This is a genomic window from Streptomyces sp. NPDC050564 (genome assembly GCF_044457265.1).
GTDB lineage: Bacteria > Actinomycetota > Actinomycetes > Streptomycetales > Streptomycetaceae > Streptomyces.
On the sequence record NZ_JBITGS010000018.1, the window covers coordinates 108,841 to 130,978 of the forward strand.

At 70.2% G+C, this 22,138-nt stretch carries 27 protein-coding genes and 1 pseudogene; 13 read left to right on the top strand and 15 right to left on the bottom strand.

Going from position 1 to position 22,138, the window contains the following annotated elements; all coding sequences use genetic code 11:
* Positions 1-85: 85 nt before the first annotated feature.
* Positions 86-1,231, bottom strand: coding sequence for a glycoside hydrolase family 3 N-terminal domain-containing protein (locus ACIBK0_RS27400; protein ID WP_399085757.1), 1,146 nt, complete (start codon positions 1,229-1,231; stop codon positions 86-88).
* Between the two features lie 1,088 nt (positions 1,232-2,319).
* Between ACIBK0_RS27400 and ACIBK0_RS27405 the strand changes: the two genes are divergently transcribed.
* Together ACIBK0_RS27405 and ACIBK0_RS27410 are read left to right on the top strand one after the other, a co-directional pair.
* Entirely contained in the window at positions 2,320-2,679 is a 360-nt protein-coding gene (locus ACIBK0_RS27405) for a DUF779 domain-containing protein (RefSeq protein WP_399085319.1), read from the top strand.
* A gap of 75 nt (positions 2,680-2,754) precedes the next feature.
* Positions 2,755-3,990 carry a phosphodiester glycosidase family protein gene (locus ACIBK0_RS27410; RefSeq protein ID WP_399085322.1) on the top strand — a complete coding sequence of 412 codons (1,236 nt, stop codon included), beginning with the start codon at positions 2,755-2,757 and terminating at the stop codon, positions 3,988-3,990.
* A gap of 32 nt (positions 3,991-4,022) precedes the next feature.
* On the opposite strand, the gene ACIBK0_RS27415 is transcribed toward ACIBK0_RS27410, so the two are convergent.
* The 6 genes from ACIBK0_RS27415 to ACIBK0_RS27440 all read right to left on the bottom strand — a co-directional run bounded on the left by ACIBK0_RS27415 (position 4,023) and on the right by ACIBK0_RS27440 (position 9,318).
* Complete coding sequence (locus ACIBK0_RS27415) at positions 4,023-4,217, bottom strand: hypothetical protein (RefSeq protein ID WP_369244896.1); 195 nt, start codon at positions 4,215-4,217, stop codon at positions 4,023-4,025.
* 112 nt (positions 4,218-4,329) lie between these two features.
* Positions 4,330-5,196, bottom strand: a complete 867-nt coding sequence (locus ACIBK0_RS27420) for a phosphatidylinositol-specific phospholipase C/glycerophosphodiester phosphodiesterase family protein (protein WP_399085325.1) — start codon at positions 5,194-5,196, stop codon at positions 4,330-4,332.
* A 175-nt stretch (positions 5,197-5,371) separates the two neighbouring features.
* A complete protein-coding gene (locus ACIBK0_RS27425; RefSeq protein ID WP_399085328.1) occupies positions 5,372-6,466 on the bottom strand; it encodes an acyl-CoA dehydrogenase family protein in 1,095 nt (364 codons plus the stop codon).
* A complete protein-coding gene (locus ACIBK0_RS27430; protein WP_399085331.1) occupies positions 6,463-7,644 on the bottom strand; it encodes an acyl-CoA dehydrogenase family protein in 1,182 nt (393 codons plus the stop codon). The genes ACIBK0_RS27425 and ACIBK0_RS27430 overlap by 4 nt, the downstream gene beginning before the upstream one ends.
* Positions 7,641-8,618 carry an NADPH:quinone oxidoreductase family protein gene (locus ACIBK0_RS27435; protein ID WP_399085334.1) on the bottom strand — a complete coding sequence of 326 codons (978 nt, stop codon included), beginning with the start codon at positions 8,616-8,618 and terminating at the stop codon, positions 7,641-7,643. The genes ACIBK0_RS27430 and ACIBK0_RS27435 overlap by 4 nt, the downstream gene beginning before the upstream one ends.
* Positions 8,619-8,724: 106 nt before the next feature.
* Positions 8,725-9,318, bottom strand: a complete 594-nt coding sequence (locus ACIBK0_RS27440; RefSeq protein ID WP_399085337.1) for a helix-turn-helix domain-containing protein — start codon at positions 9,316-9,318, stop codon at positions 8,725-8,727.
* Positions 9,319-9,380: 62 nt separating this feature from the next.
* Here ACIBK0_RS27440 and ACIBK0_RS27445 point away from each other — a divergent pair, with 62 nt between their 5' ends.
* The 5 genes from ACIBK0_RS27445 to ACIBK0_RS27465 all read left to right on the top strand — a co-directional run bounded on the left by ACIBK0_RS27445 (position 9,381) and on the right by ACIBK0_RS27465 (position 14,368).
* Positions 9,381-10,340, top strand: a complete 960-nt coding sequence (locus ACIBK0_RS27445; RefSeq protein WP_399085340.1) for an NAD(P)/FAD-dependent oxidoreductase — start codon at positions 9,381-9,383, stop codon at positions 10,338-10,340.
* Positions 10,341-10,583: 243 nt separating this feature from the next.
* On the top strand, positions 10,584-12,122 hold the full coding sequence (locus tag ACIBK0_RS27450; protein WP_399085343.1) for an ATP-dependent DNA ligase: 1,539 nt from the start codon (positions 10,584-10,586) through the stop codon (positions 12,120-12,122).
* Entirely contained in the window at positions 12,119-12,583 is a 465-nt protein-coding gene (locus tag ACIBK0_RS27455) for an NUDIX domain-containing protein (RefSeq protein ID WP_399085347.1), read from the top strand. Before ACIBK0_RS27450 ends, ACIBK0_RS27455 begins: the two co-directional genes overlap by 4 nt.
* Before the next feature lie 125 nt (positions 12,584-12,708).
* Positions 12,709-14,103, top strand: a complete 1,395-nt coding sequence (locus tag ACIBK0_RS27460) for an NADP-dependent succinic semialdehyde dehydrogenase (protein ID WP_399085350.1) — start codon at positions 12,709-12,711, stop codon at positions 14,101-14,103.
* Positions 14,104-14,128: 25 nt separating this feature from the next.
* The gene (locus tag ACIBK0_RS27465; protein ID WP_362014975.1) at positions 14,129-14,368 is read left to right on the top strand and encodes a DUF6213 family protein; all 240 of its coding nucleotides are present in this window, start codon (positions 14,129-14,131) and stop codon (positions 14,366-14,368) included.
* A 7-nt stretch (positions 14,369-14,375) separates the two neighbouring features.
* Here the strand turns inward: ACIBK0_RS27465 and ACIBK0_RS27470 are convergent, their stop codons facing one another.
* Positions 14,376-15,071, bottom strand: a complete 696-nt coding sequence (locus tag ACIBK0_RS27470) for a transcriptional regulator (RefSeq protein WP_399085354.1) — start codon at positions 15,069-15,071, stop codon at positions 14,376-14,378.
* Between the two features lie 172 nt (positions 15,072-15,243).
* Between ACIBK0_RS27470 and ACIBK0_RS27475 the strand changes: the two genes are divergently transcribed.
* Genes ACIBK0_RS27475 through ACIBK0_RS27485 form a run of 3 tightly spaced genes read left to right on the top strand, consistent with a single transcriptional unit; the run spans position 15,244 to position 18,057 of the window.
* The gene (locus ACIBK0_RS27475) at positions 15,244-16,308 is read left to right on the top strand and encodes a type III polyketide synthase (RefSeq protein WP_399085357.1); all 1,065 of its coding nucleotides are present in this window, start codon (positions 15,244-15,246) and stop codon (positions 16,306-16,308) included.
* A gap of 5 nt (positions 16,309-16,313) precedes the next feature.
* Complete coding sequence (locus tag ACIBK0_RS27480) at positions 16,314-17,528, top strand: cytochrome P450 (protein WP_399085360.1); 1,215 nt, start codon at positions 16,314-16,316, stop codon at positions 17,526-17,528.
* A 7-nt stretch (positions 17,529-17,535) separates the two neighbouring features.
* The gene (locus ACIBK0_RS27485) at positions 17,536-18,057 is read left to right on the top strand and encodes a cupin domain-containing protein (RefSeq protein WP_399085364.1); all 522 of its coding nucleotides are present in this window, start codon (positions 17,536-17,538) and stop codon (positions 18,055-18,057) included.
* 114 nt (positions 18,058-18,171) lie between these two features.
* Here ACIBK0_RS27485 and ACIBK0_RS27490 read toward each other — a convergent pair.
* Positions 18,172-18,276, bottom strand: a pseudogene (locus ACIBK0_RS27490) (acyl-CoA dehydrogenase family protein); the annotation flags it as partial.
* 451 nt (positions 18,277-18,727) lie between these two features.
* Between ACIBK0_RS27490 and ACIBK0_RS27495 the strand changes: the two are divergent.
* Positions 18,728-18,970, top strand: a complete 243-nt coding sequence (locus ACIBK0_RS27495) for a helix-turn-helix domain-containing protein (RefSeq protein ID WP_399085367.1) — start codon at positions 18,728-18,730, stop codon at positions 18,968-18,970.
* 166 nt (positions 18,971-19,136) lie between these two features.
* Here the strand turns inward: ACIBK0_RS27495 and ACIBK0_RS27500 are convergent, their stop codons facing one another.
* A complete protein-coding gene (locus ACIBK0_RS27500) occupies positions 19,137-19,469 on the bottom strand; it encodes a DUF6415 family natural product biosynthesis protein (RefSeq protein ID WP_399085371.1) in 333 nt (110 codons plus the stop codon).
* A 157-nt stretch (positions 19,470-19,626) separates the two neighbouring features.
* Here ACIBK0_RS27500 and ACIBK0_RS27505 point away from each other — a divergent pair, with 157 nt between their 5' ends.
* Both ACIBK0_RS27505 and ACIBK0_RS27510 read left to right on the top strand, forming a co-directional pair.
* Entirely contained in the window at positions 19,627-19,872 is a 246-nt protein-coding gene (locus ACIBK0_RS27505) for a winged helix-turn-helix domain-containing protein (RefSeq protein WP_399085374.1), read from the top strand.
* A gap of 34 nt (positions 19,873-19,906) precedes the next feature.
* On the top strand, positions 19,907-20,086 hold the full coding sequence (locus ACIBK0_RS27510; protein ID WP_399085377.1) for a hypothetical protein: 180 nt from the start codon (positions 19,907-19,909) through the stop codon (positions 20,084-20,086).
* Positions 20,087-20,247: 161 nt separating this feature from the next.
* Here ACIBK0_RS27510 and ACIBK0_RS27515 read toward each other — a convergent pair whose 3' ends face one another.
* The 5 genes from ACIBK0_RS27515 to ACIBK0_RS27535 all read right to left on the bottom strand — a co-directional run bounded on the left by ACIBK0_RS27515 (position 20,248) and on the right by ACIBK0_RS27535 (position 22,128).
* On the bottom strand, positions 20,248-20,550 hold the full coding sequence (locus ACIBK0_RS27515; protein WP_399085380.1) for a hypothetical protein: 303 nt from the start codon (positions 20,548-20,550) through the stop codon (positions 20,248-20,250).
* Positions 20,551-20,570: 20 nt separating this feature from the next.
* Positions 20,571-20,768 carry a hypothetical protein gene (locus ACIBK0_RS27520; RefSeq protein ID WP_399085383.1) on the bottom strand — a complete coding sequence of 66 codons (198 nt, stop codon included), beginning with the start codon at positions 20,766-20,768 and terminating at the stop codon, positions 20,571-20,573.
* On the bottom strand, positions 20,765-20,989 hold the full coding sequence (locus tag ACIBK0_RS27525) for a LexA family protein (RefSeq protein WP_399085386.1): 225 nt from the start codon (positions 20,987-20,989) through the stop codon (positions 20,765-20,767). The genes ACIBK0_RS27520 and ACIBK0_RS27525 overlap by 4 nt, the downstream gene beginning before the upstream one ends.
* A 58-nt stretch (positions 20,990-21,047) precedes the next feature.
* A complete protein-coding gene (locus ACIBK0_RS27530) occupies positions 21,048-21,878 on the bottom strand; it encodes a recombinase family protein (protein WP_399085389.1) in 831 nt (276 codons plus the stop codon).
* Positions 21,879-21,960: 82 nt separating this feature from the next.
* Positions 21,961-22,128, bottom strand: a complete 168-nt coding sequence (locus tag ACIBK0_RS27535) for a hypothetical protein (protein WP_399085393.1) — start codon at positions 22,126-22,128, stop codon at positions 21,961-21,963.
* Between the last annotated feature and the right edge of the window lie 10 nt (positions 22,129-22,138).

Sequence of the window (22,138 nt, forward strand, 5' to 3'; positions counted from 1 at the left end):
AGTGAGCGGCTTGCAGTACCGCTATGCCTGTGGGCGTTGAGAGGCGTGGTCGGCTTGGCTGGCCGAAGGCTCCGTCCACTCGCGCTCAGGAGCAGAGATTCACGTGCCGGACGGCCAGGACGTGCCCCGCCGCGTCGATGAGGCGGCTGCGGGCGAGGTGTCCGCCGGCCACCGCATTGGTGATCGCCGTGGCGATCGAGGACGTCTGGGAGCTGACGTTGCTCCCCAGGTCGAACAGGACCATGTCGGCGCCGGAGCGCAGGGCCTGGACGGCGGCGGCGGGGACGGTGAAGCCGACGGCGGAGATCGCCTTGGCGCTGAGTGAGTCGGTGATCACCAGTCCCTTGAAGCCCAGCTTGCCGCGCAGCTCGGAGGTGATGTCGGTGGGTGACAGGCTCGCCGGATTGGTGCCCAGGCCCGGCACGATGTTGTTGGAGACCATGATGGCCGGGGCACCGGCCTTGATGGCCGCTGTGAACGGCGGGATGGCCACCTTTTGCAGGGTGGACCAGGGCAGGGTGCGGGCGGGGCCGAAGTCGGAGTTGTAGCTGGAGCCGCCGAGGCCCGGGAAGTGCTTGACGACAGGTATCACGTTTCCGGCGCGCAACCCGTTCATGTACGCGACACCGTCCTGGGAGACCACCGAGGTGCTGCCGCTGAAGGACCGCCATCCGTCGGGGTTGGTCCGGCTGGGGGCCTCGTTCCTGCCATCGACGTCGACCACCGGCGCGAGGTCCATGTTCACCTGGGCGGCCGACATCTTGGTCGCGACCTTGGTGACGTTCTGCTGGATCTGGGCCGGGGTCCAGTGCGTGCCCATGTACGCGGCCCAGGGCAGGGATCCGACGAGGTTCGCCATGCGCTGGATGCCGCCGCCCTCCTCGTCGGTCATCACCAGCAGGCCCAGGTGGCCCGGTACGTGGCTCTTCAGGGCGGTCAGCAGGGAGCCGAGGTCGGACGGCGCCTTGCTGCCGAACAGCAGCACACCGCCCGCACCGGCGCTCACCTCGGAAGTGACGTCGGATACCGAGGTCTCCGACACCGGGACGGCGATGGTCAGCATGGCCAGCCGGCGGTTCGACCACCCGGCCAGCTTCGTGCTGTTGGTGCACGCGGTGGCGACTGCGGCGCCGTCCGGAGCGAAGGACGCAGGGAAGCGGGCAGGCGCGGCGGGGCCACTGGAGTGCGCGGACGCTTTGGGGGCGGACGCACCGCAGCCCGCCAGAAGCATCGCCGCCACGGCGGCAGCGCTCAGTCTTCTTGCGTTCCTGGCCCGGCCGTGGAGCCGCGGCGGTGCTGTCGCGTTTCTGTGGGCACGGTACGACGGGAGTTCCATCGTCTGCCTCCTTCGGGAAGTCGCGACGGTGCCCGTCGCGCTGAGGGCCGTAGAAGCCTGAGGAGGGCTCTACGGAGCATGAGATGTGCTTCAGCCCGCTTTTGTTCGAAGCTCCTCGGTCGGCGTACTACCAGAATCTCGCCTCCTGAGCCGGCCGGAAACTCGGTCGGGGCGATCGGGACCCCTTCAACGAGTGACCATCCGGCGAATGTCCAGTTCGGCCAAGTGAGGAGAGGGGATCAGGGACTACGTCGACCAGACGACTACGACACCTCCCGCAGGCCCGCCCTGATGCGGCACGACCCCGCCTTCGTCACACCGACCGGCATCCTTACAGTCCCCCGAACATCGTCTTGGAACATCCCGCCTGACCTGCATGGACGGCCATAGGGCCACGGTTCATTGCTCTCGCCGTCCGCATGTCGTCCAAGGGGTGCTCCGAATGAGTCGAGGAGTGCTCGCTACAAGCCTGTGACCGATTGGGCATCTCCTACCCGCGAGATCGCGGGGCGCATCGACAACGCTGTCCACAACGTGCATGTCGGCGCTCTCTGGGGCGAGGTCCCTCACACCTTCTTCGTCCTGCCCGATGGCGACCTTGCTCCCGATGAGTACCGCAACCACCATCTGGACCTGCTGAACGCGGCGCATGCGTTCACCGAAGCCGCCCGTGCCCACCTCAACGACGACGCGACGCCAAGACGGCGCTCCCCCCTGTGCCGGCAACCAGCTCAGCCGGCTCCGACCGTGCGCGTGGCTCGACACCTGGATCTGAAGCACCCACCGCTCCACCGCCGTACCGCTGCCAGGCCGACAGGACCGAGTTCGGGGCAAAGGGCCGCGCAGGGCCCGGCCGGCAAAGCCGGATGTGGGTGACAGGGCCCGTCGTACGCAACCCTCTCGCAACCTCGCGCGATGTTCACTGAGTCACCGGACCGACGACGATCCGGTGACCAAGAACCGGCTTGCTTGGGGTGGTTGGCGTGAACGAGGAAGTCCCGCGCGTGGAATTGACCCCCGCCGCCGCCGACCTGCTGCGGCGACTGCGGGCGGTCCACGGACCGTTGATGTTCCACCAGTCCGGCGGCTGCTGCGACGGCAGCGCGCCCATGTGCTACCCCGAAGGCGAGTTCCGTACCGGCGGCTCCGACGTACTGCTCGCCGAGTTGACGGTCGAGGGCGTCGAGGAGCCGGTGACGTTCTGGATGTCGAGGAGTCAGTACGAGGTGTGGAGCCACACCCGGCTGATCGTCGATGTGGTGCCGGGCCGCGGCAGTGGCTTCTCTCTCGAGGCACCCGAAGGAGTGCGTTTTCTCATCCGTTCGCGCGTTGTCGGTGTCTAGCCACCGACACGGTCGCCGCCATCTGGTGCACTTCCCTTGAGTCCTGGGAGAGTTGACGAGACATCAGGGGGCACGGTGACGCGTCGTAACGGACGTTTCAGAACGGCACTGACCGCTGTCACGGCATGGAGTGCGCTGGCCGGTACCGCCCTGATGGGGGCGGCACCGGCCAGCGGCGCGGAGGAGGCCAAGGGCACTGCCCTCGCCCCCGGCGTCAAATACACGCAGTTGGACATCCCGGCCGCCAAGGGTGTGGCGCACGCACATGTGCTGACGGTCGATCTGCGCAATCCACGGGTGCGGGTCGACCTTCTGCATCCCGGAGCCGTGGCGTCCCGGGCGCCCGTCTCCCAGCTGGCCGACTCCCGGGGCGCCGTCGCGGGTGTCAACGGCGACTTCTTCAACATCACGGAGACCCAGCATCCGGGGGTCGAGGCGACGGGCGCGACGGTGGGCCCGGCGATCGCGAGCGGCCACGAGCTCAAGGCGGCGGTGCCGAACGGCCAGCGCTTCGGACCCGCTCTGCCGCCCGGCACGACCACCGAGGACGTGCTCGGCGTGGGCGTCGACCGCAGGGCCCGGCTCGACAGCATGGCCCTCGAAGGCTCCGTACGCAGTGACGAGGGGCGGTGGCCGCTCGGCGGCCTCAACCAGTACGCGCTGCCGGAGGGTTCGATCGGCGCGTTCACCTCGGACTGGGGCGGCGTCTCCCGGGTGCGCGCCACCTGCGGCACGGACATCGACCGGGCCGCGCCGTGCAGTACCGACACCTATGAGGTGACGGTCGACCACGGTCGGGTCGTGTCAGCGGCCGACACTCCCGGCGGCGGTCCCATCGCTCCCGGCACCACGGTGCTGGTGGGCCGCGAAGCAGGCGCCCAGCAGTTGCGGAAACTGCCGGTGGGCGAACCGGTCACAGTGCGGCACCGTCTGGTGGCGAAGACCACCAGGATCCCGTACCGCTTCGCGCTCGGCGGCTACCCGATGCTCGTCCACGGCTCGCCACTTCCCGGCCTGGACAACACGGCCTCGGCCGTGCGGACCGCCGTGGGCATCTCGCACCACGGGCGACGCCTGCTGCTCCTCGCCCTCGACGGCGCGCCCGAGTTCCGCAACGGACTCACCATTGCCGAAGTGGCGTGGGCCATGCGGGAGTTGGGCGCGGACGATGCCTTCAGCCTCGACGGCGGAGGCTCAACCACGATGGTCGCCCGGCAGCCGGGGGCGGCCGCCGTCAGCGTTCTCAACCACCCCAGCGGGGGCGCCGAACGCCCCGTTCCGAACGGCATCGGCGTGTTCTCACGACCGTGACGGCACGGCATGGCGCATGACGGCCTCGCACGTCACGGTCGCAGGCTGCTCACGATGTTCGCCGTCGCGGTGAGCCCTTCGTGGATGGTCGGCGCCATGCTCGTGCTCGCCAGATAGAAGCCGAGCAGTACGCAGACCAAAGCGTGCGAGATCTTCAATGCGCCGTTGCGCAGGAACACCACTGCCAGGATCAGGAGCAACAGCACCACAGAGATGGAAATGGCCATCGTCAACCTCCTCCGCCACGCCCACATCGCGGCTTTCGGCCGCAAGTGTCGCGTAGCGGAGGGTCCGTCCGGGCGGCTGACGTGTCCTCCGAACGTGTGGTGTCTGCGCCGGCTAGTACGTTCGTTCGTGGGCGTCGAGGAACGCTTCGAGGCCCGCGAGGTCGTCGGTGTTGAGGTAGTCGACGCCGGCGGCAAGCAGTTCGCCCCACAGCGCGTCACGGGCCGGGCCCGCCACGTCGGGCGTCGCCCAGAACCGGACCTTCTGGCGGCGCGCGTGAGCCGCCGCGATGATGCCGCGCAGCTTCTCGCGCTCGGCGTCGGGGAACGGGCCGTCGCCCAGCCAGGTGAAGTTGAGCGTCCAGTTGTCGGAGATCAGCGGGACGAAGGAGGCGGGCGCCGCGCTGCCGAGGTCGGCGAGCCGACCGTCGTAGAAGGCACGACGCACACGCTGCGCCTCCATGGGCGTACGGGCGGCCCGGTCGCCCGAGATCACGGCCGTGATCGGCCCGGGGTACACGCGACCGTGCGCGTACGTCGTGAACAGATGCCGGTAGCAGCGCAGATGGCGGTCGAGTTCGAGGTAGGTCGACGACCCCTCGGTCTTGATGTCGATGAGGAGTTGCAGCGGCGTGCGGTAACCCCGGTACACCGCACCGTGGTTGGCCTTCACGCGGGCGGCGAGGGGTTCGAGGTAGAGGGATTCGAGCGTGCGGGTCGGGTCGAGTTCGACGGGGTCGTGGGCGACGAGGAGCTGGTCGCCGACCAGGTAGATGTCGGCCTCGACGCTGCCGAAGCGGTGGTCGAGGGCGTCGAACAAGGGGCGCGGGTGCTCGTAGTCGTTGTGCGCGTGGGCGCGCCACAGCGGGCGCGGGCCGTGCTTTTGCTCGCCCGCCCGCGCGTACGCGGCGGGCAGCGCGACGGAGCCCGCGAGCGCGGCGCCGAGGGTGGTGAGTGCTCTGCGGCGGGTGGTAAGGGCCATGCTCTGCCTCCCTGGAAGTGCCGTACGGAAACCTCAGCGAGTATGCGTTCCGAACGGGCTCAAGGAGCAGTGGCGTGCGGGGAGTTGGCCGGACTGCCGCTGTGCGTTCACTTCGGCGGAGCAGTTCACACGGAAAAGCCCGCCCCGGTCGGGGCGGGCTTCTCACGGGTGTGCGTCAGCGGGTGGGCGCCTGGAGGTCGACCAGTGCGGCCAGCGCCTCGCGGTGGGCGCCCGCCGTGCCGTAGGCGATCGAGTCGGCCTTCGCCCGCTTCAGGTACAGGTGCACGGGGTGCTCCCATGTCATGCCGATCCCGGCGTGCAACTGGAGCGCCTCCTCGGCGGCATGGACGGCGACCGGTGCCGCGTACGCCTGGGCAACGGCGACCGCCACATCGGCGTCCTCGTTGCCGGTGGCGAGCGCGTCTGCCGCGTTGCGGGCCGCGGCGCGCGTGTTGACGACCTCCAGCCACAGCTGGGCCAGCCGGTGCTTGAGCGCCTGGAAGCCGCCGACGGGCCGGTTGAACTGCTTGCGCTCCTTCAGATAGCGGACCGTCTCCGTCAACGTCCAGTCGGCCAGGCCGAGTTGCTCGGAGGCCAGGAGACCGGCACCGGCGCGCAGGGCACGTCGTACGGCCGCCGGGGCGTCGGAGGTCACTCGCCGCGCAGGCGCCCCGTCGAAGGTGACCGTCGCGACCGGCCGGGTCAGGTCCAGGGACACCTGCGGAGTGACCGTCACCGCACCCGCGTCCACCGCGTACAGTGCTCCGTCCTCCGCCGGAACCAGCAGCACATCGGCTGCCGCCGCATCCGCAATGCCGGTCAACTCCCCGTGCAGGGCGCCGCCTTCATGGCGTACCGCCTTGAACGGCGCGCCGGGGGCGGTCGCGAAGGAGACGGCGAGCGCCCCGACCGTGCGGCCGGAGGCGAGCGCCGTCAGCAGCCGGGCGGACTCCTCGCCCTCGCACGCAAGCAGTGCCTCCGTCGCGACGACGGCGCTCGTCAGATACGGCACGGGCGCGACAGCGCGCCCCAACTCCTCCAAGACCACGGCGACTTCGCGGTGCGTGGCGCCCTGGCCGCCCCGCGCCTCGGGCACCAGCAGACCCGCCAGGCCCATCTCGGCCGAGAGCGACTTCCACAGCCCGGGGTCGTGCGGTGTGCCGGATTCCGTGCGGGCGATGACGCCCGGCGCGTCGCAGTGGTCGGTGAGAAGGTCGCGGACGGCGGCGCGCAGCGCCTCTTCCTCCTCGGTGTAGAGCAGATCGGTCATCGAGCCAGGTCCTTCCAGGCGACGTCCTTGTCGGTGCGCGGCTCGGACGGCAGTCCCAGGACGCGTTCGGCGACGATGTTGAGCAGGACCTCGCTGGTCCCGCCCTCGATGCTGTTGCCCTTGGAGCGGAGGTAGCGGTAGCCGGCGTCGCGGCCGGTGAAGTCCACCAGTTCCGGACGGCGCATCGTCCAGTCCTCGTACAGCAGGCCCTCCTCCCCGAGGAGTTCGACCTCCAGGCCGCTGATCTCCTGGTTGAGACGGGCGAACGCGAGCTTCATGCCGGATCCCTCGGGGCCGGGCTGGCCGACGGTGAGCTGCTGGCGCAGGCGTTCGCCGGTGAGCCGGGCGACCTCGGCCTCGACCCACAGCTTGAGCAGGCGCTGATGCAGGTCGTGGGTGCGCAGCTCCGGGCGCTCGCGCCAGGTCTTGGAGACCGGGCCGATCATGCCGCCCTCGCGGGGCAGCCGCATGCCGCCGATGGCGACGCGTTCGTTGTTCAGCGTGGTCTGCGCGACCCGCCAGCCGTCACCGACCTCGCCGAGGCGGCGGGAGTCGGGGATGCGGACGTCCGTGAGGAAGACCTCGTTGAACTCGGCCTCGCCGGTGATCTGCCGCAGCGGACGGACCTCGACGCCGGGGTCGGTCATGTCGCAGATGAAGTACGTGATGCCGGCGTGCTTGGGCACGTCCGGGTCGGTGCGGGCGATGAGGATGGCCCAGCGGGCGACGTGGGCGCTGGAGGTCCACACCTTCTGCCCGTTGACCACCCAGCCGTCGCCTTCGCGGACCGCGCGGGTACCGAGCGCGGCCAGGTCGGACCCGGCGCCCGGCTCGCTGAACAGCTGGCACCAGACCTCCTCGCCCGTCCACAGGGGCCTGAGGTACTGCTGCTTCTGCTCCTCGGTGCCGTAGCGCAGGATCGTCGGCGCCGCCATGCCGAGGCCGATGCCAATGCGCCGCGGGTCGTTGTCGGGGGCGCCCGCGGCCTCCAGTTCGGTGTCCACGACGGCCTGGAGAGAGCGCGGGGCACCGAGGCCGCCGAGGCCCTCCGGGTAGTGCACCCAGGCGAGGCCCGCGTCGAAACGGGCCTTCAGGAAGTCCGCACGGCCGGTGGTCGCCGGCGGGTGAGCCGCCAGCAACTCGGCCGTACGGCGCTTGAGTTCGGCTGCGTCGGTCATGCGGCGGCTCCATTCTCCAGCGACGGTACGACCGCGACCCGGCCGGTGGTGACGCCGTCGGCGACCCGCTGCACGGCGGCCGCGGCCCCGTCCAGCGGCACGCGCTCACTCACCAGCGGCTTGATCGCGCCCCGGGCGGCCAGCTCGGTGAGCTGCTCATGGCAGTGCTGGACCAGCTTCGGGTTCTTGGTGTTGTACAGGCCCCAGTGCAGGCCGAGGATCGAGTAGTTCTTCACCAGGGCGTGGTTGAGTCCCGGGCTGGGGATGGTGCCGCTGGCGAAGCCCACGACCACGATCCGGCCCTCGAAGGCGACGACCTTGGCGGACTGCGTGTAGGCCTCGCCGCCGACCGGGTCGTAGATCACGTCGGCACCGCGGCCGCCGGTGGCCTCCTTCACCGCGGCGACGACATCGTCGCTCCGCCGGTCGATCACCACGTCGCAGCCCAGCTCGCGGGCGACCGCGGCCTTGTCGGCGCCGCCCACGACGCCGATGACCGTGGCGCCTGCCGCCTTGCCCAGCTGCACGGCCGCGCTGCCGACCCCTCCGGCGGCAGCGTGGACGAGCAGCGTCTCGCCGGCTTCCAGCGCGGCGCGCCGGTGCAGACCGAACCATCCCGTCTGGTAGCCGATGTGCAGCGCGGCCGCCTCGGCGTCGTCGAGGGCGTCGGGCGCGGGAAGCAGCGCGGCGGCGTCCGCGACGGCGTACTCGGCGAATCCGCCGTACGGCAGCGCGGGATTGCCGAGCACACGGCGCCCGTCCTCGGTCTCGCCGCAGATCTCCACGCCGGGCGTGAACGGCAGCGGGGGCCTGACCTGGTAGTGCCCCCGGCACATCAGCGCGTCCGGGAAGTTGACGTTCGCCGCGCGTACCTTGAGCAGGACCTGGCCCTCGCCGGGCTGCGGACGCTCCACGTCCTGGAGCTGCATCACCTCACTCGGCTCGCCGAGCTCGTGCACTTGCCATGCCTGCATGCGGGGCCTCCACGGGACTGCTCTGTCTGACCGGGCTCGACAGCATACTAAGCGGTCGCTTGCCCATCAGGGAACAGTCGTGTCCGTCACGTGACGACCAGGCCCGCTACGACCGGGCGGGGCGGGCCCGCACGTGCATCCGCTCGCCCTGCGGCCCGAACAGGCTCAGGAACTCCACGGGCCCCTCCCCCGTCGACCCGAACCAGTGCGGTACGCGGGTGTCGAACTCGGCGGCCTCCCCGGGACCGAGCACCACATCGTGGTCGCCGAGCACGAGCCGCAGCCTGCCCGAGAGCACGTAAAGCCACTCGTACCCCTCGTGCGTGCGCGGTTCCGGGGCCATCGACCTTTGCGGTTCCAGCACCTTGAACGCCTGGAGTCCGCCGGGCTGCCGGGTGAGCGGCCAGTGCGTACGGCCGTACCGCACGATCGGCTTGGACCGCACCCGCGGATCACCCACCTCAGGCGCCCCGACCAGCTCGTCGAGGGGCACCTGGTGGGCACGGGCGATCGGCAGCAGCAGCTCCAGGCTGGGCTTGCGCAGCCCGGACTCCAGACGCGACAGCGTGCTCACGGAGATGCCGGTCGCCTCGGACAACCCCGCGAGCGTGGCGCCGCGCTCCTTGCGGATCCGCCGCAGCCGCGGGCCGACCTCGGCCAGCACCTCATCCATCTGATCGGTCTCCGCGTCGCCACTCATGCCCATATTGCAGAATCGGCAAAGCCATTTGTCAATCCGGCCAGGGGCAGGCGACCTTTTCCGTGGAGGTGGTCACCTTGACCGAGACATACGAAGCGGTAGTCATCGGCGGCGGCGCGGCAGGGCTGTCGGCCGCGCTCGTCCTGGGGCGCGCCCGGCGTCGCACGCTCGTCGTCGACGCGGGCGAACCGCGCAACGCGCCCGCCGCGCACATGCAGGGCTATCTGACCCGGGACGGCATGCCGCCGGCCGCGTTCCTCGCCGAGGGGCGGCGGGAGATCGAGGGGTACGGGGTCGAGCTCGTCCGGGACCGTGCGGTGGACGTGGTCCGGGACGGCGCCGGGGAGTTCGACGTCACCTTGGCCACCGGGCCCGTGGTGCATGCGCGCCGAGTGATCGTCACCACCGGCCTGGCCGATGAACTGCCGCCGGTGCCGGGGGTCGCCGAGCGCTTCGGGCGGGACGTGCTGCACTGCCCGTACTGCCACGGCTGGGAGGTCCGCGACGAGGCCTTCGGCGTGCTGGCCACCACGCCGATGAGCGTGCACCAGGCGCTGATGGTCAGCCAGTGGTCGAAGGACGTGACGCTGTTCCTGCACACCGTCGGCAAGGACGAGTTGTCGGACGAGGATCTGCGCAGGCTCGCCGCGGCCGGGGTCGCCGTGGTGCCCGGCGAGGTCGCGGGACTGGTGATCGACGACGACCGGCTGACCGGGGTGCGCCTCGGGGACGGCACGTCACACGACCGCTCGGTGCTGTTCGTCGCACCCCGCGCCGTCCCGCGCAGCGGTCTGTTCGAACGGCTGGGCGCCGAGCTGCGGGAGACGCCGTTCGGCACATATCCGGTGATCGACGAGACGGGGCTGACGACGGTGCCCGGCGTCTGGGCGGCGGGAAACGCGATCGGCTTCGCGGAGCAGGTCGTGAACGCGGCGGCCGGCGGGTACCGGGCGGCGGCCACGCTCAACGGGGAGCTGCTCTTCGCGGACCTCGACGCGGCCGTCGCACGGGGGCGCGGCTAGCCATCTCCGTGCCCGTACGCGCGGGGACCCGAGCCGTGCCCCTACGGACCTGGATCCGGTCCGGGACCGCACGACCGTTGCCCCGGTCCGCGACCCAGCGACCGTTGGCCCGGTCCATGCCCCACGACCGGGGACCCGATTCATGCCCGGACGGATGAGGCCCCACTGCGTACCCGCACGCATGAGGTGCCGTTCCGTACCCGTACGGGTGTGGACCCGGCCTCCGCGTTGCACCATGGCTGCATGCTGCTGAGCCGGCTCGCTCATGTGTCCCAGGAGGTCGCCGCCACCTCGGCGCGGTCCCGGAAGATCGCGCTGCTCGCCGAGCTGTTCCGGGGCGCGGAGGCGGACGACGTGCCGATCGTCATCCCGTATCTGGCGGGCCGCCTGCCGCAGGGGCGGCTCGGCATCGGCTGGAAGATCCTCAGCCGGCCGGTCCCTCCGGCGTCGGACCCCTCGCTCACGGTGCGGGAAGTGGACGCCCGGCTGACCGAGCTCGGTGCCGTCACCGGCACCGGGTCCCAGGCTGAGCGGGCGCGCCTGGTGGGCGGGTTGATGGCGGCGGCCACCGAGGCCGAGCAGCGCTTCCTGTTCGGTCTCATCAGCGGCGAGGTACGGCAAGGCGCGCTGGACGCGGTCGCCGTCGAGGGGCTCGCCGAGGCGACCGGTGCGCCCGCCGCGGACGTACGACGGGCGGTGATGCTCGCCGGTTCGCTGCAGACGGTGGCAGAGGCACTGCTGTCCCACGGCCCGGAGGCCCTCGACGGCTTCCGGCTCACCGTGGGCCGGCCGGTGCTGCCGATGCTGGCGCACACGGCGGGGTCCGTCTCCGACGCGGTCGAGAAGCTGGGCGTGTGCGCCGTCGAGGAGAAGCTGGACGGCATCCGCGTGCAACTCCACCGCGACGGCGACGACGTACGGATCTACACCCGCACGCTCGACGACATCACCGATCGGCTGCCCGAACTCACTTCCGCAGCAATGGTGTTGAAGGGCGAGCGGTTCATCCTGGACGGCGAGGTGATCGCGCTGGACGAGGACGGCCGGCCGCGCTCCTTCCAGGAGACGGCCGGGCGCGTGGGCTCGCGCGTGGACGTGGCGACGGCCGCGAAGGCCGTGCCCGTCTCCCCCGTCTTCTTCGACGCGCTGTCCGTCGACGGCCAGGATCTGCTCGATCTGCCGTTCACCGAGCGGCACACGGAGCTGGCGCGGCTGGTCCCCGAGCCGATGCGGGTGCGACGCACGCTCGTGCACGGCCCCGCGGATCTCCCCGCGGCGGAGCGGTTCCTCGCCGACACCCTGGAACGCGGCCATGAAGGCGTCGTGGTGAAGGCCCTCGACGCGCCCTACAGCGCGGGCCGGCGCGGTGCCTCCTGGCTGAAGGTCAAGCCCGTGCACACCCTCGACCTGGTGGTCCTGGCTGCCGAATGGGGCCACGGGAGGCGCACGGGCAAGCTGTCCAATCTGCACCTCGGCGCGCGCGACGCGCACGGGTCCTTCGCGATGCTCGGCAAGACGTTCAAGGGCATGACCGACGCGATGCTCAGCTGGCAGACCGAGCGCCTCCAGGAGCTGGCCGTCGAGGACAACGGCCACGTGGTGACCGTACGACCGGAACTCGTCGTCGAGATCGCGTACGACGGTCTCCAGAAGTCCACCCGCTACCCGGCCGGCGTCACCCTCCGCTTCGCCCGTGTCGTGCGCTATCGCGAGGACAAGACCCCGGCCGAGGCCGATACCGTCGGGACGCTGCTCGCCGCACACCCGGAGGTCACCCCTTGAGCGGGAAGCGGAGCGCGGGACTGTTGTTGTTCCGACACACCGACCTCGGTATGGAGGTATTGCTCGGCCATATGGGCGGGCCGTTCTTCGCGCGGCGCGACGCCGGGGCCTGGACCGTGCCCAAGGGCGAGTACGAGCCCGACGAGACCGCCTGGGACGCGGCGCGCCGCGAGTTCCGGGAGGAGCTGGGGCTGCCGCCGCCCGACGGCGAGGCCGTCCCGCTGGGCGAGGTCACGCAGACCAATGGCAAGGTCGTCACGGCCTGGGCGGTCGAGGCCGACCTCGACCCGGCGACCGTGGTCCTTGGCACCTTCGAGATGGAGTGGCCGCCGAAGTCGGGACGGCGGCAGGAGTTCCCCGAGCTGGACCGGGTGGAGTGGTTCGACCTGGACCGGGCCCGTTCGGTGATCGTGAAGGCGCAGGCGGAGTTTGTCGACCGGCTCGCGGATCACTCGGGCTGAGAGACCGGGTCGCGCGTCCGGGTCACCCACCCGAGCGTCCCGCCCCGGAGGGAGTACCCTCCGCGTTGCGCCGCACCGCGCCGCGCGGGAGGGTCGAAGCACAGCCCGCATTCAGGAGGTCGGCCATGCCCATCGCAACGGTGAACCCGGCGAACGGCGAGACACTCAAGACGTACGACGCCCTGGGCGCCGAGGAGATCGAGCGCAGGCTCGCGGCCGCCGAAGCCGCGTTTCTCACCCATCGCACCACGTCCTTCGCCGAGCGGGCTCGGCTGCTGCACCGGGCCGCCGACCTGCTCGACGAGGACCAGCAGGACATCGGCCGGGTGATGACCACGGAGATGGGCAAGCCGGTCAAGCAGGCGCGTGCCGAGGCCGCCAAGTGCGCGAAGGCGATGCGCTGGTACGCCGACCATGCCCAGGGGCTGCTCGCCGACGAGGAGCCGGCGGACTCCGACGTCAAGGACTCCGGCGCCTCCCGCGTCCTGGTGCGCTACCGGCCACTGGGCCCGGTCCTGGCCGTCATGCCGTGGAACTTCCCGCTCTGGCAGGTGATCAGGTTCGCCGCGCCCGCGCTGATGGCGGGCAATGTGGGGCTGCTCAAGCACGCCTCGAACGTGCCGCAGACCGCCCTCTACCTGGAGGACCTGTTCCGCCGGGCGGGCTTCCCCGAGGGCTGCTTCCAGACGCTGCTGATCGGCTCGGGCGCCGTCGAGGGCGTCCTGCGCGACCCGCGCGTCAGGGCGGCCACCCTCACCGGGAGTGAACCGGCGGGCCGGGCGGTCGCCTCGGTCGCCGGGGACGAGGTCAAGAAGACGGTCCTGGAGCTGGGCGGCAGCGACCCTTATGTCGTCATGCCGTCCGCCGACCTCGACCGGGCCGCGAAGGTCGCCGTGACGGCGCGTGTGCAGAACAACGGGCAGTCGTGCATCGCCGCCAAGCGGTTCATCGTGCACACCGATGTGTTCGACGCCTTCGCCGAGCGGTTCGCGGCGGGCATGCGGGCCCTGAAGGTGGGCGACCCGCTGGACGAGGACACGGACGTCGGTCCGCTCTCCACCGAACAGGGTCGCAGCGACCTGGAGGAGCTGGTCGACGACGCGGTGGAGAACGGCGCGACCGTCCTGTGCGGCGGCGAGCGCCCCGAGGGCTTCCGGGACCGCGGCTGGTTCTACGCGCCGACCGTCCTCGCCGACATCACCCCCGAGATGCGCATCCACCAGGAGGAGGCCTTCGGGCCCGTCGCCACGCTCTACCGCGCGGCCGACCTGGACGCGGCGGTGGCCCTCGCCAACGACACCCCGTTCGGGCTCAGTTCGAACGTCTGGACGCGCGACGGGTCCGAGGTGGACCGGTTCGTCCGCGATCTGGAGGCGGGCAGCGTGTACGTCAACGGGATGACGGCGTCCCACCCGGCCTTCCCGTTCGGCGGGGTGAAGCGTTCCGGCTACGGGCGTGAGCTGTCCGAGCACGGAATCCGCGAGTTCTGCAACATCACCACCGTATGGCACGGAGCGTGAGCGTTCCGCAGTTACGATCCCCTGTGTGAACCGCGAAGTGACCCTGCCTCTGATCGTCGACGACCGCGGCACGTTGCAGGTGGCGGCCGCCGACGTCAGCAAGCTGCTGCGCACGGTGGGCGGCCGGTGGCTGCATCTGGTGGAGGCCGGCCAGGACGGGCTCGACGAGGACACGGTGGCGGCGCTCACGATCGAACTCGCGAAGCTCGCCGACCGCATCGACGTGGCCTGCATCGCGCACAGCAGCGGCACGACGGCCGACTGACCGTGCGTCAGGCCACCCGCTGGTCCCACTCCCACAGGGCGTGCCAGAACTTCGCCTCGTAGGCCTGGAGCAGCCGCCCGTAGTGCTGCACCGCGTCTTCCGAGACCTGTCCGGTGTCGAGTCCCGCCTGCACCGCTGCCAGCGCCTTCTGCTCCAGGTCCGCAGCGGGCTCGGCGAAGAAGTCGAAGAAGCCGCAGGCCTCGTCGGCGAAGCCGTAACGGCGGCGCAGGGCCTGGGCGATCGTCGCGCAATAGCCGCCCCACGCGGCGAAGTTGGCGCTCAGCGCGAGTACGACGTCGGCCGGTGAACCGTTCAGGGCGAGCCAGGCGACGTACGCGGGATAGGTCTGGCAGTCCGCGAGCGGCTGGTACGCGGCCTCCTGCGCCTCGTCGACCCCGACCGCGGCGACGTACGCACCGAGCCGATCCTGAGCCAGGGCTTCACCCTCCGCGAGCATCGCAAAGAAGGCGGCGCTCTCCGGCGCGGCGGCCGACGTCTCGGTGCCGGCCGCCGACCGTTCGGCCAGATGCAGGAACGCCCGGCGGTCCGCGGCGACCACATGGCGCTGTTCGAGGGCGAGCGCCGCGAGGGTCGAGCGCCGCGCCGCACCCCGGGCGATCAGGGGCAGAAGCCGGTTGGCGTGCGGGTCCGGAGCGAGCTTCCCGGTCGTGCTCTCCAGCAGTTCCCTGGCCGTCCGCGTCATCGCCACTCCTTCGGTTCGACGGTCCCGGGGCCCTTTCCACCAGGGTCCCACTCCATTCCAAAGATCCCTGGAATGGAGTAATCCGACGAGATATCCGCGCGCAGCCGGGTGATCGTGGGTGGACCACCGGGGGACGAAGAGTTCCCCGGAAGGCGGAAAGAAGGCGTGCTCCATGGCGACTTTGTGCAGACCCTCGGTCTCGGTTCCGGAACATGTCATCACGATGGAGGAGACGCTGGAGCTGTGCCGCTCCCGTCACGCCGATCACCCACAACTGCCACTGGCGCTACGCCTGATCGAGAACACGGGCGTCGTCACCCGGCACATCGTGCAGCCCATCGAGGAGACGTTGAAGCACCCGGGCTTCGAGGACCGGAACAAGGTCTACGAGAGCGAGGCCAAGGCCCGCGTCCCCGCGGTGGTGCAGCGGGCGCTGGACGACGCCGAGCTGCTCACCACTGACATCGACGTGATCATCTACGTGTCGTGCACGGGGTTCATGATGCCCTCGCTCACGGCCTGGCTGATCAACTCGATGGACTTCGGCAGCGACACCCGGCAGATACCCATAGCCCAGCTGGGCTGTGCGGCCGGTGGTGCCGCGATCAACCGGGCGCATGATTTTTGCACGGCGTACCCCGACGCCAACGCGCTCATCGTGGCCTGCGAGTTCTGCTCGCTCTGCTACCAGCCGACCGACCTCGGCGTCGGCTCGCTGCTCTCCAACGGACTCTTCGGCGACGGCATAGCCGCCGCGGTCGTCCGCGGCAAGGGTGGCACCGGCATCAAGCTGGAGCGCAACGGCTCGTACCTGATCCCCAAGACCGAAGAGTGGATCATGTACGACGTACGGGCCACGGGCTTCCACTTCCTGCTGGACAAGCGGGTGCCCGGGACGATGGAACCCCTCGCCCCCGCGCTCCACGCCCTCGCGCGCCGACACGGCTGGGACGCCTCCGACCTGGATTTCTACATCATCCACGCGGGTGGCCCCAGAATCCTCGACGACCTCAGCAAATTCCTCGAGGTACCCCCGGAGGCCTTCCGGTTCAGTCGGGCCACCCTCACCGAGTACGGGAACATCGCCAGCGCCGTCGTCCTGGACGCGCTGCGCCGGCTGTTCGAGGAGGGCGGCGCCGAGAACGACGCGCGCGGTCTGCTCGCGGGCTTCGGCCCCGGCATCACCGCGGAGATGGCGCTGGGCAGCTGGCACAACGCGAGCGACGAGACGGCGTGACGGGCATGAGCGAAGACACCCTCACCGAAGCACTGCCACCCGTCCGTCCCTGGCCGGCCGTCGACCTGACCGGCGTGGACTTCGACCCGGTCCTCGCCACGCTGATACGGGAGGGCCCGGTCACCCGGATCCAACTACCCAACGGTGAGGGCTGGGCGTGGCTGGTGACGCGGTACGAGGACGTGCGCATGGTGGCCAACGACGCCCGGTTCAGCCGTGAGGCGGTCATGAACCAGCCGGTGACCCGGCTCGCCCCGCACTTCATCCCGGCCCGGGGCGCGGTGGGCTTCCTGGATCCGCCAGACCACACGCGGCTGCGCCGGGCGGTGGCCGCCGCCTTCACGGCGCGCGGCGTGGAGCGGGTGCGGGAGAAGTCCCGGCGGATGCTCGACGAGCTGGTCGACGAGCTGCTCCAGGACGGGCCACCCGCCGACCTCACCGCGACGGTCCTGAGCCCCTTCCCCATCGCCGTCATCTGCGAGCTGATGGGCGTCCCGGCCATCGATCGGCAGGGCATGCACACCTGGACTCAGCTGATCCTGTCCTCGTCGCACGGCGCCGAGGTCAGCGAGAAGGCCAAGGAGGAGATGAGCGCGTACTTCGCGAGGCTCATCGGCGATCGGCGCGACAGCATCGGCGAGGACGTCACCTCGCTGCTGGGCGCCGCCGTGGGCAGGGACGGGATCACGCTCGACGAGGCCGTGGGGCTCGCCGTGCTCCTCCAGATCGGCGGCGAGGCGGTCACCAACAACAGCGGCCAGCTGTTCTACATCCTGTTGACCCGCCCGGACCTGGCCGAACAGCTGCGGGCCGAGCCGGAGATCCGCCCCCGGGCCATCGACGAGCTGCTCCGCTACATCCCGCACCGCAATGCGGTCGGGCTGTCGCGGATCGCATTGGAGGACGTGGAGATCAGAGGTGTACGGATCCGGGCGGGCGACGCGATCTATGTGTCGTACCTGGCCGCGAACCGCGACCCCGAGGTCTTCCCGGACCCGGAGACCATCGACTTCGCGCGCAACCCCAACCCGCATGCGGCGTTCGGCTTCGGCCCGCACTACTGCCCGGGCGGGATGCTGGCCAGGCTGGAGTCCGAGCTCATGGTCGACGTGCTGCTCGACCGGATCCCGGGACTGCGGCTCGCCGTGCCCGCGGATCAAGTCCCCTTCAGGAAGGGTGCGTTGATCCGTGGCCCCGAGGCCCTGCCCGTGACGTGGTGAGCGGCCGATGACAACGAGCGAAGGGCTGCTCGTGCCGCCGGGTCACGGGCGCGTGGTGCAGACGCCCGCGCAGCACGTGACGTTCAAGGTGACCGGCTCGCACTCGCGTACGGCGTCCACCTTCGAGGTGCGCGTGCCGCCCGGCTTCGACGTCGGCGCCCATGTGCACACCCGCAGCGAGGAGTTGTTCTATGTGCTCGAAGGCGAGCTGGACGTGCTCGCCTTCGAGCCGCGGATACGGACCCCCGACAACTGGCAGAAGTGGGAGTCCAGCTCGGGCAGCCGGGTGGTCCGGGCGACCCCCGGCACGGTCATCGTCGTGCCCCCGGGCTGCCCGCACGCCTTCTCCAACCCCACCGAGACCCCGGCGAAGATGTTCTTCCAGGCGTCACCACCGCCGGACCACGAGCGGTACTTCGACGAGCTGTTGGAGATCCTCGGGTCGGGGGGCCCACCCGACCAGGCGGCGATCGAGGAGCTGCGGGCAAGGTACGACATCGAGCAGCTGACACCCTTGAAGCTCAGGTGACCAGGAACATCCCAACAGACTCGCGGGGAACTGCGCGGCCGGCCACATCCGGCCCGCGGCCCGAGTGGGACCTCTGAGCGGCCTCGGGGAAGTGAGGCACGCCCCCGAGGCCGCTCAGCGGATCGGCATCCCGGACAACGTGCGGGCAATCACCAGCCGCTGGACCTCACTCGTACCCTCGAAGATCGTGTAGATGGCCGCGTCCCGGTGCATGGCCTGCGGTTGGGTGTCGATTGACCTGCGTATCACGGAGTTCTAACCGTGTTGCTCTGGGTTGGTTGGGTGTTCCTCCGTGTTGCGAGTGCAAGATCGTCTCCCAAAGCGTCTCCCAGAAACGAGCACGCGCCCCCAGCCTGAGCTGGGGGCGCGCTCGCGCCGACTCCCACAACGGGGGCCGCCCTGTCATGGGGTCGGCACGTCTGTGTCCCTCGACCTTCCGTAGTGCCCAACGAGTGCAGGTCGACGCCGTTGTTCACTCTTTCGAGCGAACACTCGTTCGATTCCTGGACACTACACGGAGCCCTGCGGCATATGCCATACCGCAGGGCGCCGGTGCCTCTGCTTGCTCTACGGGGGCGTCCGGGCGGTCCGTCGCGCAGAACCCCATCTTTTTCATGTGGCGACCATTTGGGTACTGACACAAGATCATTGACGCCGAAGCGTGTCACGGGTGCCAGCCCGCCGCAATCCCCGACCCGACTGGGTCCTCGACCGCCGAAGAGCCCTCGGTCACCGCATCGCCGACCTGCGGCGGCAGGCGGACTTATCGCAGGAGCAGCTCGCCGAGCTCGCCGGCATGGATCGCCGCAGCATCCAGCGGTACGAGAACGCCGTCCGGGATCCGCAGTTCTCGGACCTGCTGCTCATTGCTCACGCGCTGCGCGTCCACGTCACCGACCTCCTCCGGGGTTGAACGGGATTCAAATGACAGCAGTTAACGAGCGTTCCCACAAGCGTGTCCCGTGAAAATATCTGCGCACGCCATGTACACCGGGTGCGAAATCCTTACCCTGTGCAAAATCGCTGGCCAGCGGTTTGCCTGAGCGGCAACGAGCAGCGGTCCGCCGTTGCCTCTCGGGTCAGCGGACTTCCGCCGCCAGGAACCGGCACTGCTCCGCGAGCCGGCCGACCTGTATCGCCGCGGACAGCAGCCCGGAGCCCAAGCCCTCGGCGAGCACCTCGTCGGTGTCGGCGAGGACGTGGGTGACCTGGTACCAGTCGCGGCTGTACTTCTTCAGCCCGCCGAGCTCCTGCTGGACGGCGGGCAGGATCGCCGCGATGGCGGCCCGCAGCGCCTCGTCGAGTTCCTGGCAGCGCGCGTATGGGAGCAGTACCTGCTTCGCGCCGATTGCTTCGTCGATGAGGTCGGCGAGGGTCTGGTCTGTGGCGGGCTGATCCGTAGGCTGGTTCATGTCGACGCTCTCTCGTCGGCTGCCCCTGGGATGCTGCACCGCGTCCCAGGGGCGCTTAAGTTCTGGCCTGCCACCTTACCCCTGCGGTATAGGCGGTATAGCCCGACTAGGTCGACTCGTCTCGCCTGTCGGGCTAGGTCCACCTAGCGTCTGGATCATGAAGTGGGAGCCGGAGATTCCGCGCTGGAAGCAGGTGTACGCCGTGATGTCGGAGCGGGTCGTCGACGGCACCTACCCACCGGGCGAGCGACTCCCGTCCGCGATGGCGATCTGCGACGAGTTCGGGATCTCGCAGGTGACCGCGAAGCGCGTGCTGACGGAGCTGCGGCAGGCCGGGCTCGCCTACATGGAGCCGGGGATCGGGACGTTCGCGAGCCCGCTGCCCGAGGCGCCGAACTCGTAGCCGCCTGTCAGTGGCTCCGTCTAGGCTTTGATCTATGCCCCCCACTCCCCCGGACCCGGGCCCCGCGCGCTCGGCTGCGGCGTTGAACGAGCGCATCCGCGCGCTGTTCACGCATCGGGATGTGCGGCTGACGGATGAGCAGCGGGAGGAATACCGGCTGCTGCTCGCCGAGCTGCGGCAGGTCGAACGCGGGGACGTGACGACCGCGGCCTGACAGCAGCGAGCCCCGCACCGGGCATCACTCCGGGCGGGGCATCAGCAACAACCCGACTGGATAGCTGGGATGTTGCGTTCCACTGTACGAGGCCGCACTGACAACGAGGCGCCCTCCGCCGACGGGGGATTGCGGCGGAGGGCAGGATCAGTGTGGCAGGGTCAGCGGGTCGACATGCGGTACTCGTCGACGGGCGGCGCGTCCAGGTCAACTACGGCGCGGAACCGGTGATCACACGGCAGCCAGCGAAGCCGCAGCGCCGTCCCGTCGACGCCGAACTCCGGGTCTTCCATCCGCTGGTCGATGCGCTCCGTCTCCGCGCCGCACGCCGGACAGGGCGGCAGCGGGGCGGTCGGGATCTCGGTCGGCCCGACCTTGGCGAGATGCTCGTCCCGCTCGTGGAACTGGCGGCGCAGGTCGGCGACCTGCTGGCTGGTCAGGCGCTGCACGGCCTCATTGCTCATGCCGCCAGGATCGCAGACGGCTACGACTCGTCGGGCCAGGTCTTGAGCAGCTGCTGCTCCTGCTCGTCGATGAGGGTGATGCGGGCGCCGTCGACGCTGCCGTGCTCGCCGATCCAGCGCCGGAACTTGTCGTCGGCCGTCGCGCGCTTGCCCCACCAGCCGTGCATGACGGGCCGGGCGCCGGCGTGCAGCGTGAGGTGGAAGCGGCCGGCGGTCACGTGAGCCGGATCCCGCGCGGCCGGCGACTCTCGACGACGATGGCGCCTTTCGCCTCCAGCTCGCGCAGCTGGTAGTGGACGGAGGAGCGGCTGGTCATGCCGACGGCCGCGCCGATCTCCACCACGGTGGGGGCTTCCCCGCGGTCGACGATGGCTTCGCGGATGATGCGGAGGATGCGCTCCTGGATGTCGGTGAGGTGCTCGACGCGGTGTCTGGCCATACAGCGATTAGAGCGCGTGTTCGAATATTGGGGCAAGTCGGCGGGCTGAGCTGACGCGTCAGTGCTGCTTGAGGAGGCGCGCGGCGCGGTCGCGGCGCTGCTGTTCCTTGCGGGCTAGGCGTGCGCGCTCGGACTGCTGGCGCGCTTTTTCGCGGGCCTCTGGGGAGAGCAGTCGGGCGACGGTGGTCGGGTGCCACTTCCCACCACGCTTGCTCGGGATGCCCTGCTCGTTGAGCCTCGCGGTGATGGCGCGGATGCTCAGGTGCTCCTCGTCGCGCCACCGCTCCATCTGCCGGATGTGCTGCTCTTCCTGCTCGTCGACGGTCAGGGTCTTGTCGACGGACCGTTGTCCGTACCGGGGTGCGCCGTAGGCGTATCCGCCCTGCTCGCCCTTGGCGGTGCGGCCTTCGGTGAGGCGCTTGACGATGAGTCCGCGGTCGAGCTGGTGGAAGACGCCACGCATCTGCCTCATGGCGGTGCGCATCGGGTCGGACGCATCGTCTTCGAGGTGCTCGCCGTGGTCGGCGGTGAAGACGCGGCCGTTCATGGCCCACACGTAGCTGAGGACGGCCTCCTGCACGGTGAGTTCACGGGCGAGCCGGTCGAGGTTCGGCGCGAGGATGCCGTCGGCGCGGCCGTCGGCGATCCAGGCGACCGCGTCCATGAGGCCGGGCCGTTCGTCGAGTGTGCTCTTGCCGGATGTTCCGCCCTTGCCGTCCCCGTCGGTGACCATGTGGACGATGCGGATGCGGTGGGCGGATTGCTTCTTCGTCCACGCGCGGCAGTCGTGTTCCTGCGCGGGAAGCCCATAGCCGTCGACCGCTTGGACGGCTGTCGAGACGCGGCGCACAAGGATCAAGCGCAGTACGGGAGTTCGCGGTGTCACCATCCCCCAATTGTACGCGTCTATAGGCATAGATGTAACGCTGCAGGTAAAGGGGGACGCCCCCTCCCGAAGGAGGGGGCGTCTGTCACTCAGGTTCGTCGTCGAGCAGCGGTGGCGGCAGGTCGGGTTCGAGGAACGGCTGCACGCTCGGCGCCGGCACCGGCTGCGGGTCGAGGCGGCCCAGCTGCTCGAGCGACCGGGCGTCCGCCGCACTGTCATCCCGGCGCGGCAGGCGGGGAATGGGGTCAGGCATACGCACTCCA